At 48.5% G+C, this 14,689-nt stretch carries 14 protein-coding genes; 11 read left to right on the top strand and 3 right to left on the bottom strand.

What is annotated here, in order from left to right:
- Positions 1 to 8: 8 nt before the first annotated feature.
- On the top strand, positions 9 to 980 hold the full coding sequence (gene hutG, locus QU605_RS02600) for a formimidoylglutamase (RefSeq protein WP_289723700.1): 972 nt from the start codon (positions 9 to 11) through the stop codon (positions 978 to 980).
- On the opposite strand, the gene QU605_RS02595 is transcribed toward hutG, so the two are convergent.
- Positions 972 to 2,129, bottom strand: coding sequence for a homogentisate 1,2-dioxygenase (locus QU605_RS02595; protein ID WP_289723699.1), 1,158 nt, complete (start codon positions 2,127 to 2,129; stop codon positions 972 to 974). The genes hutG and QU605_RS02595 overlap by 9 nt on opposite strands.
- Before the next feature lie 319 nt (positions 2,130 to 2,448).
- Between QU605_RS02595 and QU605_RS02590 the strand changes: the two genes are divergently transcribed.
- On the top strand, positions 2,449 to 2,679 hold the full coding sequence (locus tag QU605_RS02590) for a hypothetical protein (protein ID WP_289723698.1): 231 nt from the start codon (positions 2,449 to 2,451) through the stop codon (positions 2,677 to 2,679).
- Here the strand turns inward: QU605_RS02590 and QU605_RS02585 are convergent.
- Both QU605_RS02585 and QU605_RS02580 read right to left on the bottom strand, forming a co-directional pair.
- Positions 2,670 to 3,521, bottom strand: coding sequence for a universal stress protein (locus tag QU605_RS02585; protein ID WP_289723697.1), 852 nt, complete (start codon positions 3,519 to 3,521; stop codon positions 2,670 to 2,672). The two genes, QU605_RS02590 and QU605_RS02585, sit on opposite strands and share 10 nt — an antisense overlap.
- Positions 3,522 to 3,642: 121 nt before the next feature.
- Positions 3,643 to 4,332 (bottom strand): Crp/Fnr family transcriptional regulator, encoded by a 690-nt coding sequence (locus QU605_RS02580; protein WP_289723696.1) that lies wholly within the window; start codon positions 4,330 to 4,332, stop codon positions 3,643 to 3,645.
- 145 nt (positions 4,333 to 4,477) lie between these two features.
- Here QU605_RS02580 and QU605_RS02575 point away from each other — a divergent pair, with 145 nt between their 5' ends.
- The 9 genes from QU605_RS02575 (at position 4,478) to QU605_RS02535 (ending at position 14,671) form a co-directional block, all read left to right on the top strand.
- Positions 4,478 to 6,853, top strand: coding sequence for a heavy metal translocating P-type ATPase (locus QU605_RS02575; protein ID WP_289723695.1), 2,376 nt, complete (start codon positions 4,478 to 4,480; stop codon positions 6,851 to 6,853).
- A gap of 74 nt (positions 6,854 to 6,927) precedes the next feature.
- Positions 6,928 to 7,122 (top strand): cbb3-type cytochrome oxidase assembly protein CcoS, encoded by a 195-nt coding sequence (gene ccoS / locus QU605_RS02570; protein WP_289723694.1) that lies wholly within the window; start codon positions 6,928 to 6,930, stop codon positions 7,120 to 7,122.
- Positions 7,123 to 7,132: 10 nt separating this feature from the next.
- Positions 7,133 to 9,334, top strand: coding sequence for a cytochrome-c oxidase, cbb3-type subunit I (gene ccoN / locus QU605_RS02565; RefSeq protein WP_289723693.1), 2,202 nt, complete (start codon positions 7,133 to 7,135; stop codon positions 9,332 to 9,334).
- Between the two features lie 3 nt (positions 9,335 to 9,337).
- Positions 9,338 to 9,529: a CcoQ/FixQ family Cbb3-type cytochrome c oxidase assembly chaperone gene (locus QU605_RS02560; RefSeq protein ID WP_289723692.1), complete on the top strand. Its 192-nt coding sequence runs from the start codon at positions 9,338 to 9,340 to the stop codon at positions 9,527 to 9,529.
- Entirely contained in the window at positions 9,526 to 10,497 is a 972-nt protein-coding gene (locus QU605_RS02555) for a cbb3-type cytochrome c oxidase N-terminal domain-containing protein (protein WP_289723691.1), read from the top strand. Before QU605_RS02560 ends, QU605_RS02555 begins: the two co-directional genes overlap by 4 nt.
- Positions 10,498 to 10,533: 36 nt before the next feature.
- Positions 10,534 to 11,949, top strand: a complete 1,416-nt coding sequence (gene ccoG / locus QU605_RS02550; protein ID WP_289723690.1) for a cytochrome c oxidase accessory protein CcoG — start codon at positions 10,534 to 10,536, stop codon at positions 11,947 to 11,949.
- An 11-nt stretch (positions 11,950 to 11,960) separates the two neighbouring features.
- Positions 11,961 to 12,416 (top strand): FixH family protein, encoded by a 456-nt coding sequence (locus QU605_RS02545; RefSeq protein WP_289723689.1) that lies wholly within the window; start codon positions 11,961 to 11,963, stop codon positions 12,414 to 12,416.
- Between the two features lie 42 nt (positions 12,417 to 12,458).
- Positions 12,459 to 13,160 (top strand): sulfite exporter TauE/SafE family protein, encoded by a 702-nt coding sequence (locus tag QU605_RS02540; RefSeq protein WP_289723688.1) that lies wholly within the window; start codon positions 12,459 to 12,461, stop codon positions 13,158 to 13,160.
- A gap of 38 nt (positions 13,161 to 13,198) precedes the next feature.
- Positions 13,199 to 14,671 (top strand): vanadium-dependent haloperoxidase, encoded by a 1,473-nt coding sequence (locus QU605_RS02535; RefSeq protein ID WP_289723687.1) that lies wholly within the window; start codon positions 13,199 to 13,201, stop codon positions 14,669 to 14,671.
- Positions 14,672 to 14,689 lie beyond the last annotated feature (18 nt).

Below are 14,689 nucleotides of genomic sequence, written 5' to 3'. Positions count from 1 at the left end.
AACAAACTATGCATTCAACCTATCGCGCGCCTGAGCTTTCCATTTGGAAGGGAAGACCCTCCGCAGACCGGGCCTACCTCCACGAAAACATTCAGGCGCTCGACCTCAGCAATGCACCCATTCTAAAACAAACGACCCTTCAGCCAGTGCTGATTGGATACTCCTGTGATGCCGGAGTGTCCCGAAATCTGGGGCGGGCCGGGGCTGCAGCAGGTCCGCAGGCCTTAAGAGGCGTATTGGGGCGACTTCCGCTTTTAAAGGACGGTCCCGGCTTTCTATGGGATGCCGGGGATTTTACCTGTCCTGACGGGAATATGGAACAGACGCAGGAAGGGTTTTCAAAAGGCATCGAACTCCTAATTCAGCATGGCTATTTTCCTTTGGGAATCGGTGGAGGACACGACATCGCCTACGCTCATTACAGCGGTCTTGCTGCGGGACTCAAGGAAGGCACCCGAATAGGAATCCTTAATCTGGATGCGCATCTGGACCTGAGACAACCAGATCCGCTTCCGCACTCCGGAAGTCCTTTTCTGCAAATCGCTAAATTAGGTTCGGATGCTCCAACGGATTTCCGGTATTGTTGTCTCGGGGTACGCCCTGATGCAAATCCTCAGGAACTGTGGGAACGGGCTTCAGAACTCAATGCTACCCTAATTGGCAGAGATGAACTAAAACCCTCGACCCTACCGGGGGTCCTTGATAAAATCAGGACATTTTTGGATGCACTGGACGCCCTTTACCTCACCATTGACCTGGACGGTTTTGCCTCTGCTTACGCCCCGGGAGTGAGTGCGCCTTCCCCGTTGGGCTTTACGCCTGAAATAGCCTTTCAGGTACTGGATGTTGTACTCGAAAGCAACAAGCTGATCAGTGTGGATATCGCTGAACTCAACCCGGAATACGACAGGGATTCACAAACAGCGGTCCTGGCATCAGGGATTATCCATAGGATTCTCCATTACCCGGATTTATTCTAACCAGGAGCGGTAGTATTTTCCATCATCAAGACCCAGGGCGGCCTGAGTGACCTGCAGCGGTTTGAAGGTGTCGACCATTACGGCGAGTTCCTCGGTTCCTTTTTTTCCAATACTGCCTTCATAGGTTCCGGGATGCGGGCCATGGGGGATTCCTGCCGGATGCAGCGAAATGTAACCCTGGTCAATCCCTTTTCGGCTCATAAAATCTCCATCCACATAGTACAATACCTCATCCGAATCGATGTTGGAATGATTGTAGGGTGCTGGAATGGCCTGTGGGTGATAATCGTAAAGACGGGGAACAAAGGAGCAAACGACAAAAGCGCTGGTCTCAAAGGTCTGGTGTACAGGAGGTGGTTGGTGCACCCTCCCGGTTATGGGTTCAAAATCGTGGATGGAGAAGCCATAGGGATAATTATATCCATCCCAGCCTACCACATCGAAAGGATGTGTAGCGTAAACCATATGATGGAGCTGACCTTGTTTTTTCACCTTAATCAGAAAATCCCCGGTTTCGTCGTACGCCTGCAAATTCTGAGGCAATTTGAAATCCCTTTCACAAAAAGGAGAATGCTCGAGATGCTGTCCAAACCAATTCCGATAGCGTTTGGGCGTATACAGGGGATGATAGGACTCCACAACAAAAAGGCGGTTGTCCGGGCCGTCAAAATGGATCTGATAAATCATCCCGCGTGGGATCAACAGGTAGTCTCCGTATTCAAAAGGAATTTCTCCCAACAGTGTTTTTAAAACACCACTGCCCTTGTGTACAAAGAGAAGTTCATCTGCATCTGCATTCTTATAAAAATAATCCGTCTGGGATTTTCTGGGGGCTGCGAGGCCAACGGTGACGTCCGTATTAAAGAGCAGCACACTGCGGCTCTCCAGGTAGTCATCCTTGGGAGCGAGTTCCAATCCTTTAAAGAGTCGGGAGTGCATATTGTATTCCACCGCTGCCTTTGGCGCTACGTCCAGAGTTTCACCGATCTCCTTTACCTGAGTGGGCCTGTGGATGTGGTAAAGCAGGCTGGACATCCCATCAAATCCTATGGTTCCAAAGAGTTGCTCGTAATACAGGCTATCATCTTTTTTTCGAAAGGTCGTATGGCGTTTATGGGGTATTTTCCCAAGTTTGTGGTATAGTGGCATAATAAATACGGGCTTTTATCAATGCCTTAAAATTACGATATTTTGACCTCAGCCCCGCATACCTCCACAAAAAAAGCCTCCCTTTACGGAAAGCCTTTCATCGGCGCGACAGTTTGTCGCAGACCTGATTTCCCTCTCGGGAAATACAACACAACGCGGTAAAGATAAGAAAGCTTTTTCAGTCCGCCTTAAAACCCATTCGTTTTTCCTCTTTTAGTGGAATTCAATCACGGATATCCAGGCTTCCGGTTTAGGGTTATTTTAACAGGGCAAGCACTTCATATTGCGTAATTTGCAAATAAAAATGAAAATTTCTGCTATGAGCTGGGTGGGTATAACCACCTTTTTCCTGCTGATGCTTACCATTGGCGCTGCAATGGGATTCGCCTTCTCCTGGATTTTTTACGCCACGGTATTCGGCCAGGGCCTGGTCATCATTATGGTCTACAAGGTACTTACAGATTCTTATGCGACCTCAAAGACTTTCGAAGATTTCTATGAGGATCGGCCGATCCCAAGGGAAGAATACCCAAGGGGAGATCAGGGCTGAACGGGAGGCAGTACAAGCATTGGGACATTTGTATGGAATGCCACCCTTTTAACCACAGGCTCGCGTAGCCATTCATCTACCAGATGGTGGTCGTTGCGAATCATAATCAGCATCTCAACTGAGGAACTTTCCAGATAGTCTTCGATGGCCTGGGCCTTACTCGACTGGTGTTTACACCACCTCATCCGGGGCGCTGCCCTTTCGAGTTCTAAAAAGAGCTGATGTTTGTGAAGTTCCTGAAATCCGGTTAAGGATGCCGGGCTGCCAATGTGCATTACTTCCAGTTGCGCATCCAACTTGTTTTGAAATTCCAGGATAGCTTCAATTTGGTCCGAAGAATACGGGACTCCAAAATCCGTAACCAGTCCGATTTTTATGGCATCCCGAAATCTTGCGGCTCTGGGGATTACCAAAACAGGTCGATCCGATGCAGCCCTTAAAATACGAACGGTATTGCTGCCCAGGAAAACTTCCTTGATACCCGACGCGCCAGTGGTGCCCGATACGATCATGTCAATCGGATAATGGGCAACCTGCTCTTTCACTTCTTCAGAAAGGAGGTTGAAAGAGGATACGCTATGAAATTCATGATGGGAATACATCTCCTGTGCCGACAGCGATTCAATAAGATTTCGCAAACCCTCTTCAGAGGCCATTTGCATGGCATCCTCAGCCTGATTCCCTCCATGAGCAAGGGCCATTACACGACTGTGAACAAAGTCTGGGGTATAGGTGTTGAGAAAATGAAATGCGCACCGTTCTCCTTTATAAAAGGAAAGGGCGTAATTCACTGCGTTCAGTGCAGTGCCTGAAAAGTCGGTCGGTATAAGAATATGATGCATACCCATTTGAATCTACACATGTAAAAGTAGTTTCTCAAATAGGGAGAAAGTATGATATCGATCATCTTTTCGAAAAAAGCCTGAAAATTCTTTGATGTAATGAACTGCAGCCTTAGTAAATTCAGAAGCCGTCGGCCAGATCCTGAAGCTTTCGCGCTTCCAGGATCGCCATGCGCTTTCCGGAAGTTTTGATCAATCCTTTTTTCTTAAACTCAGAAAGGATTCGAATACAGGATTCGGTCGCAGTACCCACAACATTTGCGATGTCCTCCCTTGATAATACCAGGGCGAGGTACCCTTCCTTATCTTCACCGAAATTGTTCTTCATATAGATGAGGGCTTCGGCTATGCGCTCCTTGACCGTCTTTTGGGACATATTTACGATGACGTCATCGGCTTCCTTGAGGTCGTGGGCCATATGACGAAGCACCTCATAGGTGAAGTCAGGATTTTTATGCAATGTACTGATGATAGCCTCCTTTGGGATAAAACACATTTCCATATCACTGACCGCAGTTGCGCTCAGGTTGGAATTTTCCTCGGCAACTACTGAACGCTGCCCGAGTACTTCTCCCTTGGAGGCGAGTTTTACAATCTGGTCTTTGCCGTTCGGGCTAAGTTTTGCCAATTTGGAAACCCCTCCCCGGACACAGTAAATACCATTGAGTTTTTCCCCTTCGTCGAAAATGACTTCCCCTTTTTTGACCTTGCGGGAAACTTTGGAGTCGCTGACTGCTTTCAACTCCTCCTTGCTCATTGCCCGTAAGGCGTTGAATTTTCGAACAATACAATTCTCACAACGCTCCTCCATTGGAATGGTCGATTTTCTTTAATAAAAGTAGCTAAAATTTGAATACTTTAAAAGCTGACAAGTGTCATCTTTTCTCCTTTAACATTCCGTCACCTTTGCGGGATTGTAAGCTTTTTATAATTTCAAAGCGTATAAGCGCCCTAAAATGACTGACACTTCTTGTTTTCATTGCGGACTTCCATGTGAGGCGGAGGAAATACGGTTCGACGAAAAATCCTTCTGTTGCAACGGTTGCAAGACGGTCTATGCCATATTCAGAGATAACGACCTGAGTTACTATTACGAACTCGAAGGTGCCCCGGGCAAAACCCCCGAACCCCTGCATGGTAAGTTTGACTTCCTGGATGACCCGCTAATTGCAGAGCGCCTTCTGGAGTTTCAGGATGGTTCCCATTCTGTGATCACCTTCAACATTCCTCACATCCATTGCAGTTCCTGTATTTGGATCCTCGAAAACCTGAGTCGTTTAAATTCAGGGGTTTACAGCAGCCAGGTAGATTTTCCGCGGAAAGAAGCCCGCATCCACTTCAATCCGGATCATATCAGTCTAAAAGAATTGGTAGGCCTGTTAAATGCCATTGGATATGAACCCTCTATAACCCTTGAGCAGTACGAGGGGGAATCGGAAAAAGTGGACCGTAAACTGATCTACCAGTTAGGTATCGCGGGTTTTGCCTTTGGAAATATCATGTTTCTCTCCTTCCCGGAATACTTCGAAAGCGGGGAATTCTGGCTTGAAAAATACAAAGGCCTTTTCCACTGGATTATGTTCGCGTTTTCCCTCCCCGTGGTTTTCTATTCAGGTTCGGGATATCTGACCTCGGCCTACAAAAGCCTGCGCTCAGGGATGCTCAACATCGACGTTCCCATCGCCCTGGGAATCCTCGTATTGTTTATTCGCAGTACCGTTGAGATCTCCTTTGATCTCGGGCAGGGATTTTTTGACAGCCTTTCCGGACTGGTTTTTTTCCTCCTTCTCGGGAAATTCTTCCAACAGCGGACCTATTCCTTTTTATCATTTGAGCGGGATTACCGTTCTTATTTTCCGATTGCGGTCACCCGTCTAAAAGCGGATGCGTCAGAAGAAAACATCCCAGTCCACCAGGTTGAAACCGGAGATCGGTTACTGATTAAAAGCGGCTCGCTTATCCCAGCAGATTCTATCCTGCTCAAGGGCGAGGGAAAATTAGATTACAGCTTTGTAACCGGGGAGGCAAGAGCCGTCTCCAAACAAAGCGGAGACCGGCTATATGCCGGTGGAAAGCAGTTAAAGGGAGCCATCGAGATCGAAGTACTCAAACCCGTTTCCCAAAGCTACCTGACAGAGCTCTGGAGCGATGCCGCCTTCTCCAAAAACCACAGGACGGCCTTTCGGAATCTCACTGACCGCATTGGAAAAAGATTTACAGTAGCCGTGCTTTCCATCGCCTTTTTGGCTGCAGCTATCTGGCTCTTTATTGATCCCTCCCGTGCTCTGAATGTACTTACCGCTGTACTGATTATTGCCTGTCCCTGCGCCATTGCTCTTGCAGCCCCTTTCACCCTGGGGAACCTGCTGAGAATCTTCGGAAAAAAAGGTTTCTACGTCAAGGATACGGAGAGTCTGGAACGCATGGCGCTGGTAGACACGGTTATTTTTGACAAAACCGGCACGCTGACCACTACCCGGAAGAACAGCATCGACTATACCGGTATCGAACTCACAGAAGCCGAGGCGATTTTATTAAAAAACACACTCAGGGCATCCGGCCACCCTCTGAGTCAGACGCTGTATCAGCAATTGGCATCCTATAATATTGTTCCCCTGGACGGGTTTGAAGAACACCTTGGGGAAGGCCTTGAAGGCAGGTTGGCAGATGAACATATCCGGGTAGGCTCCAGTCAGTTCGTCACTGGAATGCCCTCACTTGAAACAGGGGGATCTGAAGTTCACGTCAGTTCCAACGACACCTATAAAGGGCGGTTTGTCATTCGCAACAGCTACAGGAAAGGGGCGGGCAAACTCTTTGAAGATCTGAGCAAAGTCTATGCCCTGGCGGTACTCTCCGGGGATAACGAATCAGAGAAAGCATACCTGGAAGACCTGCTGCCTCCCCTGACTCCTATGTATTTCAATCAGAAACCGAAAGAAAAACTCCAGTTTGTCCGGGAATTACAGCAGGACGGAAAGGAAGTCCTGATGGTGGGGGATGGCCTGAATGATGCCGGGGCCCTTGCACAGAGCAAGGTCGGTATCGCCATCAGTGAGGATGCAAACCTCTTTACCCCGGCCTGTGACGGCATCCTCGACAGCAGGCAGTTTGCCAAACTCAATGTATTTCTGGAAACCACGAAAAAAGCGATGAAGATCATCTACATGAGTTTTGGGTTTTCCCTCATGTACAACGTGGTGGGGTTGTATTTTGCGGTTACCGGACAACTTGAACCCGTAATTGCCGCCATCCTCATGCCGTTGAGTTCGATCAGCATTGTCGGATTTACCACCCTGGCCACGAATTGGATCAGCAGAAAAATTCTTTAACATTTGAACACTGATATTTATCATATTTTTAACTTTACAAAGCGTCTAGTTTTACGACCAAATTCCGCCTGGGTATGAGCGTTATTTATATGTTGCTGGCTATCAGTATCTTGGTGGCCTTAATCTTTTTTATAGCCTTTATTATTTCTGTCAGGAGCGGTCAGTATGACGACTCCTACACCCCTTCTGTGCGCATGCTTTTTGAAGATGAGCTGCTCGAGAAGGAACCTGATGCGCAAAATTTCAACCAACTGGATAAACCAAAATAAAAATTGATCTATGGAGATTCAGCAATTTCACTATGACAACAAAATCGTACAGAAATTCCTGTATGCCACGCTGCTTTGGGGTGTTGTCGGGATGCTGGTAGGGCTGCTACTGGCATTTATGTTTATTTTCCCAAACCTCACGGATGGGATTTCCTGGCTGAGCTTTGGGCGCCTTCGCCCCTTGCACACCAATGCAGTTATTTTTGCCTTTGTCGGTAATGCCTTGTTTGCAGGGGTTTACTATTCGACCCAGAGACTCCTCAAAGCGCGTATGTTCAGCGACTGGATGAGTAACTTTAACTTCTGGGGATGGCAGGCCATTATTGTGGCGGCTGCGATTACACTTCCTTTAGGGTATACGTCTTCAAAAGAATACGCTGAACTCGAATGGCCAATCGATTTGGCGATTGCAGTAGTATGGGTCATTTTCGGCTGGAACTTCATCGGGACCATGCTCAAGCGCCGGCAGCGCCACCTCTATGTGGCTATCTGGTTCTATCTGGCAACCATTGTAACGGTTGCAGTACTCCATATTTTTAACAGCCTGGCGCTCCCTGTGAGTGCGATGAAAAGTTATTCAGTATATGCTGGTGTACAAGATGCACTGGTACAATGGTGGTATGGTCACAATGCAGTTGCCTTTTTCCTGACCACGCCATTCCTGGGGCTGATGTATTATTTCGTTCCCAAGGCGGCAAACCGTCCTATCTATTCGTACAGACTCTCCATAGTTCACTTCTGGTCCCTCATATTTATCTATATCTGGGCCGGACCCCACCATTTACTCTATTCCGCCTTGCCAGACTGGGCACAAAACCTTGGGGTTACCTTTTCTATTATGCTCATCGCCCCTTCCTGGGGAGGTATGATCAACGGGCTGCTTACCCTTAGGGGTGCCTGGGACAAAGTACGGACGAGTCCGGTGCTGAAGTTTATGGTTGTGGCTATTACCGGTTATGGTATGGCCACCTTCGAAGGCCCGATGCTCTCGCTTAAGAACATCAATGCCATTGCTCACTTTAGTGACTGGATTATTGCCCACGTCCACGTCGGAGCGCTCGCATGGAACGGGTTCCTTACTTTCGGGATGATTTACTGGCTGGTGCCGAGAATGTTTAAAACCCGACTGCACTCTACGGGCATGGCCAACTTCCATTTCTGGATTGGCACCCTTGGGATCATCCTCTATGCCCTGCCCATGTACGTCGCCGGGTTTACGCAGGCCCTGATGTGGAAAGAATTCAACCCTGACGGTACCCTGGTTTATGGAAACTTCCTGGAAACTGTAAATGAAATCATGCCCATGTACTGGATGCGTGCCATTGGAGGTTCCATGTACCTGGTAGGGATGCTGGTAATGCTCTACAATATCATTGTAACGATACGCTCGGGCAGCAAGTTGGAAGATGAACTTGCCGAGGCTCCCGCACTTTCCAGAATCGGAGGAAGAAGAAAAGCCGGAGAAAAATATCACACCTGGCTGGAGCGCAGACCGATTCAGCTCACACTCCTGGCCACAGTGGCGATCCTTATCGGTGGTGTTATTCAGATCATCCCAACCTTGCTGGTGAAATCGAATATCCCAACCATCACAAGTGTCACCCCCTATACGCCCCTTGAACTCGAAGGTCGCGACCTGTATATCCGAGAGGGCTGTGTAGGCTGTCACTCCCAAATGGTGCGTCCCTTCCGGAGCGAAGTCGAGCGTTACGGGGAATACGCCAAGGCTGGTGAATTTGTGTACGACCACCCTTTCCTATGGGGAAGTAAACGGACCGGGCCCGATCTGCTACGGGTTGGCGGAAAGTACTCCGACAACTGGCACCTGAACCATTTTTACGATCCGCAAAGCACTTCATCTGGTTCGATAATGCCATCCTACAAATGGCTTATCCGAAACCGTCACGACCGAAGTGGCACTGTGGACAAAATGAAGACCATGGTTACCCTGGGCGTACCCTACACAGAAGAGGATATCGCCGGGGCGCAGGAATCCATGGCTGCACAGGCCGCACAGATCGAAAAGAACCTCTACGCCGATCCTGAATTTGTAAGGAGTTACGAGGAGGAGAAAACCTATGCCCAGCAGAATGGGGAGGAATTCATCGAAATGAAAGACCGGGAAATCGTCGCGATGATTGCCTACCTGCAGCGCCTGGGGACCGATATTAAGATTCAACAGAACACGGAGGTCGCCTCTGAAAACCGCTAAGCCATGATGAAAATTGTAAAACACCATTTGGAAAGCATCGAAGGGATTGCGACCTATCCGATGATTTCACTCCTGATATTCTTCGTCTTTTTTACCCTCCTCTTTTGGTGGGTCTTTACCACCTCAAAAGAGCGGATCAAGGAACTTGAAGAAATGCCACTAGACGACCAACACCAAAAACCTTTTGACCAATGAGAAATTCAACGCCCGCCTGGGTACGGGTTCCCGTGCTGTTTTTCACGATTTTCCTCCTGATGGAGTACTTTATCGACTCAGGAGATCAGCCGGCCTTTATCGCGTATCCGATGACTGTATACTTCCTGATACTGGTTCTGATGCTGCTAATCGCAATTGAACTGATCCTGAAGTCCATAGAAAACATCATGTACCAGACGCTTTCAGAGGAGGCCAAAGCCCGCTACCGGGAATCCAAAAGCCAGGGATGGGAATGGGCATGGGGTAAACGCGTCTATCAGAAACTCCTGGGTTCCCGGCCTATAGAGGAAGAAGGGGAAATCATCCTGGATCACAATTACGACGGAATTCGGGAACTCGACAACCGGTTACCACCTTGGTGGATTTACCTTTTTTACATCACCATCGTTTTCGGCGTGGTGTACCTGGTCCGGTTTCACGTTTTTAATGATTATGATCAGGATACGGAGTTCGAGCAGGAAATGGCCCAGGCGAGAATTGCGATCGAAGAATACAAGAAAACGGCTAAAGATCTTGTGGATGTCAATACTGTGGAACTACTCACTGAAGCCTCAGACCTGAAAGCAGGCGAAGTCATCTTTCAGGGAAATTGTGCGGTTTGCCATATGAATGACGGAGGCGGGGGAATTGGCCCCAACCTGACAGATGAGTACTGGATCCTCGGTGGAGGCATCCGAAATGTCTTTAACACCGTTTCTGAAGGTGGCAGGTCCGGGAAAGGAATGGTCGCCTGGAAAACCTCCCTAAAGCCCAGCGAAATGGCGCAGGTATCCAGCTATATCCTGTCGATGCAAGGAACGACCCCTGCAAATCCCAAAGACCCGGAAGGCGAAATCTGGATCGATGAGAATGCCGCCGCAGAAGAAGCGGAGGTACAAACAGACTCTACTATGGCAGATACCCCTATGGAAACGGAAGCCCTGAATCCTCTTGAACAAGAGGAATAAAACCACCTGAAAAAGGTGCGATGAAGTTGTCAACATATGGAATCAAACGAAAATTTCCGGGATTCAATAAGCACCATTTCAGAAGAAGGCAAACGGTCCTGGATTTTTCCTAAAAAACCGAGTGGCAAATTCTACACCTATCGAAAATACGTAAGTTATGTCTTGCTGATTTTTCTGTTTGCCGCTCCTTTTGTCAAGGTGAATGGCAACCAGTTCCTCATGTTCAACGTGCTGGAACGCAAGTTTAATATTTTTGGTTTTCCATTCTGGCCGCAGGATTTTCACCTCTTTGTCATCTCCATGATTATTGGGGTGATCTTTATCGCCCTTTTTACCGTGGCTTTCGGCCGGATTTTTTGCGGGTGGATGTGTCCTCAGACCATTTTTATGGAAATGGTTTTTCGCAGGATCGAATACTGGATTGACGGGGATCGGGGGGCGCAGATTCGCCTGGACAGGGCACCCTGGAATGCTCAGAAAATTCGGAAACGGCTGCTGAAGTGGAGTATCTTTTTTATTATTTCCTTTCTGATCGCCAATGTCTTTCTCGCTTACCTTATAGGGAGTGATGAACTCATCGCATACATTAAGGAGGGCCCTTTACAACATACCGGAACCCTTACCGCCCTCCTCATTTTTACGGCAGTCTTCTATTTTGTATTTGTATGGTTCCGGGAGCAGGTCTGCATTATAGCCTGTCCCTACGGACGCATGCAGGGCGTGCTTTTGGATGACAAATCGGTTGTCGTGGCCTATGACTACAAAAGGGGTGAAGGCGAAAACGGCCGAAAGAAATTCCGGAAGAACGAGGATCGGTCCGCAATGGGTCATGGAGACTGCATCGATTGCCTTCAGTGTGTACATGTTTGCCCAACGGGAATCGATATCCGTAACGGAACACAACTCGAGTGCGTCAATTGTACCGCATGCATCGACGAATGCGATACCATTATGGAAAAAGTAGGTTACCCCAAAGGACTCATCCGCTATGCCAGTGAGGTTGAAATCTCGGACAAAGTGCCTTTCCGGTTTACACCCCGGATGAAGGGATACGCCGCCGTACTGATGGTACTGATGAGTGTTCTAATTGGGATGCTGTTTCTTAGAAATGACCTGGAAGCCACGGTTCTGCGGCTTCCTGGCCAGCTCTATGAGCGTAAGGACAATAATATGATCAGCAATGTTTACACCTTTAAACTGATCAATAAAACGAGTCGGTCCATCCCGGACATCAATTTTAAACTCCTCTCACACAATGGGACCATCACCTTTGTTAAGGGATCGGGTTTTGATGTTCCGGCTCAGGAATTGTCTGAAGGAACCTTATTTATTGAGATCAATAACGCAGCCCTGAGTGGGGATAAAGATAAAGTAGAAATAGGGGTTTACAGTGGTGATGAACTCGTTGAGACGACCACCGCGCGCTTTTTAGCGCCCCATTCATACCGATAAAACAACACATTATGAAATTCAATTGGGGAACCGGAATTGTCCTGGCTTTTGTGGCCTTTATCATCTTCATTTTGTATTTCGTCGTGCTCTCGTTCCGGGATCCGGAATCCAATCACGATCTGGTTACAGAGGATTACTACAAACAGGAACTGAAGTACCAGCAGGATATCGATGCCGCCCGAAACCTATATGAAACCGGAGCCCGGATTCAAGTAGCTAAAACCTCTGAGGGTATCCGCATCGGATTCCCAGAGGCGTTTGAGCCGGAAAAAATAATAGGAACTGTATCCCTGTACAGACCGTCCAATAAGCAGTTGGACTTCAAAACTCCAATTCAATTATCCGAAAGACAATTGCTCATACCCAAGAGTCGCTTGTTGGATGGTCGCTGGGATATTCGCATCGAATGGAATTATAAAGGGAAACCGTATCTCTTTCAGCACAAAATGACATATAGCCAGGATTAAAGTCCTGCCGACCCCACAGAGGCGGCAGGCATAAAAATCGCTATGCTTGGAGCAGCATTAATTTTGGGATTACTGGGAAGCCTGCATTGCATCGGAATGTGCGGGCCCATAGCCTTTATGCTTCCCCTAAACCGGAAAAACCGGCTGAAAGGAGGCCTGCAACTGGGTCTATATCATTTTGGTCGCCTGCTTGCCTATGCCCTGATCGGCTTTGTTTTTGGGCTTATCGGGAAAGGGCTTTTTCTCTTTGGTTTTCAACAGAAACTTTCAATTGTCCTTGGGGCGGTAATGATCTTACTGGTGCTCATTCCCGGTAATTCGTTCCGGAAATGGAAGCCAGCCATGCCCGTATATCGACTTCTTGGAAAATTGCAGTCCGCTATGGGCTCCAAACTCAGGGAAGGAAATCCGGATGCTTTTCTGAGCATAGGATTCCTAAATGGATTCCTTCCCTGCGGCCTGGTCTATATGGCCCTTGTCGGCGCTATGGCCATGGCCTCTGCTCCCATGGGCGCCCTGTATATGATGGTTTTTGGACTGGGAACCATACCCCTGATGAGTGGGGCGGCCCTGATGGGGAAGCTTTTTAAGACCAAAATCCCCGCCGTGCGGAAGTTAATTCCCGTTTTTGTCGTGCTGATCGGGCTTCTCTTTATTCTTAGAGGTATGGGGTTAGGAATTCCGTATGTTTCCCCAAAACAACCTCAAAACCAGGTAACCACAACCATGGAGTGCGAACCTTAAATATCTTAAGCATTATACTGTATATCAAACTGTTAGTCATGAAAAAATCCTGGATTTCTTTTCTGGTTTTAGTAATACTGATTTCCTGCAGGCAGGAAACCGAAAAAGCAATTGTGGAAACAGAACCCACGGGTGTACATAATCGGGCTTACCAATGGGGGCAAATGGCCCTGGAAGCCACTGCCCTGGACACGGAGCGCTTTACACCCCGACCCACAGTTACTTCCCGATATCTCGGGTTAATCTTTACGGCCGTATTCGATGCCTGGTCCCGATACGATTCCACAGCCATTCCGGTATACCTTCAAACGGTAGAACGCCGTCCCGAAGGTGAACACACCCGCTCCAACAAGGAAATTGCTATCAGCTACGCGGCTTTCCGGACACTCAATGAATACTACTATGCGGATACAACCCTTTTCCGGGAATACATGCTCGAACTGGGACTGGATCCGGATGACATGGGCACTGACCCAAAAACTCCCGCAGGAATTGGCAATCTTGCGGCATTATCGGTGATAGAAGCCCGGAAAAATGACGGCGCAAATCAATATGGGGAAGCCCCCGGTTCTGATGGTGTCCCCTATTCTGACTATACGGGATATACACCCGTAAACTCCCCGGACAGCAATGTGGATATCAACCGATGGCAACCCAAGTATTTCACCAATGCCGAGGGCGAAAAATTTGCTCCGGGTTGCCTGACGCCCTATTGGCAAAATGTAAGGCCAATCACTCTTGACTCTGCCAGCCAGTTTCGGCCAGGACCTCCCCCAATGGTCGGTTCTGAACAACTTGAACGGGAAGTGGCGGAAGTAATAGAGATCCAGGCCAGTCTTACAGATACGGACAAGGCACTTGTAGAATTTATGCGGGATGGGCCAAAGTCCGTTCAGCAGGCCGGCCACTGGCTGAAATTTGCCCAGGACGTTTCCCGCAGGGATGCCCACTCCCTTGATGAAGATGTAAAAATGTACTTTCTGAACCAGATTACCGCCATGGATGCCTTTATCGCATCCTGGGATTCAAAAATGTATTACGATTATGCGCGCCCGTATGCCCTGGTCCACCAATACTACCAGGACAAGGTTATTCAGGCCTGGGGAGGTCCTGGTAAAGGTATGATCAGTATGCCTGGAGAGCAGTGGCGGCCTTATTCGCCGGATGTGTTTCTTTGTCCGCCATTTCCAAGTTATACCTCGGGCCACAGTACAGTTAGCGGAGCCTGTGCCGAGGCCCTGCGCCTGTTTACGGAAGACGATTACTTCGGTGAATCCGTAAAACTGGTCCCTGGCGCATTGACCGAGCTGGATCCCATACACTATGGGGATACAGTCACCCTGAAATTCCCAACCTTCACCGAAACTGCTGAAATGGCGGGAAAATCACGTGTGATGGGCGGTTACCATATCGAAGCTGACAATGTTGCCGGCCTTGAACTCGGGCGAGACGTTGCCCAAAACGCCTGGAAGTTTTATCAAAAACACCTGGGACTCCCCTCGGGCTCGTAACCTGCAAGGATACCCTTA

This window comes from Robiginitalea aurantiaca, from assembly GCF_030380815.1.
GTDB classification, from domain to species: Bacteria; Bacteroidota; Bacteroidia; order Flavobacteriales; family Flavobacteriaceae; genus Robiginitalea; species Robiginitalea aurantiaca.
Note: the sequence above shows the minus strand (reverse complement) of the source record. Positions and strands in the feature narration are given on the sequence as shown.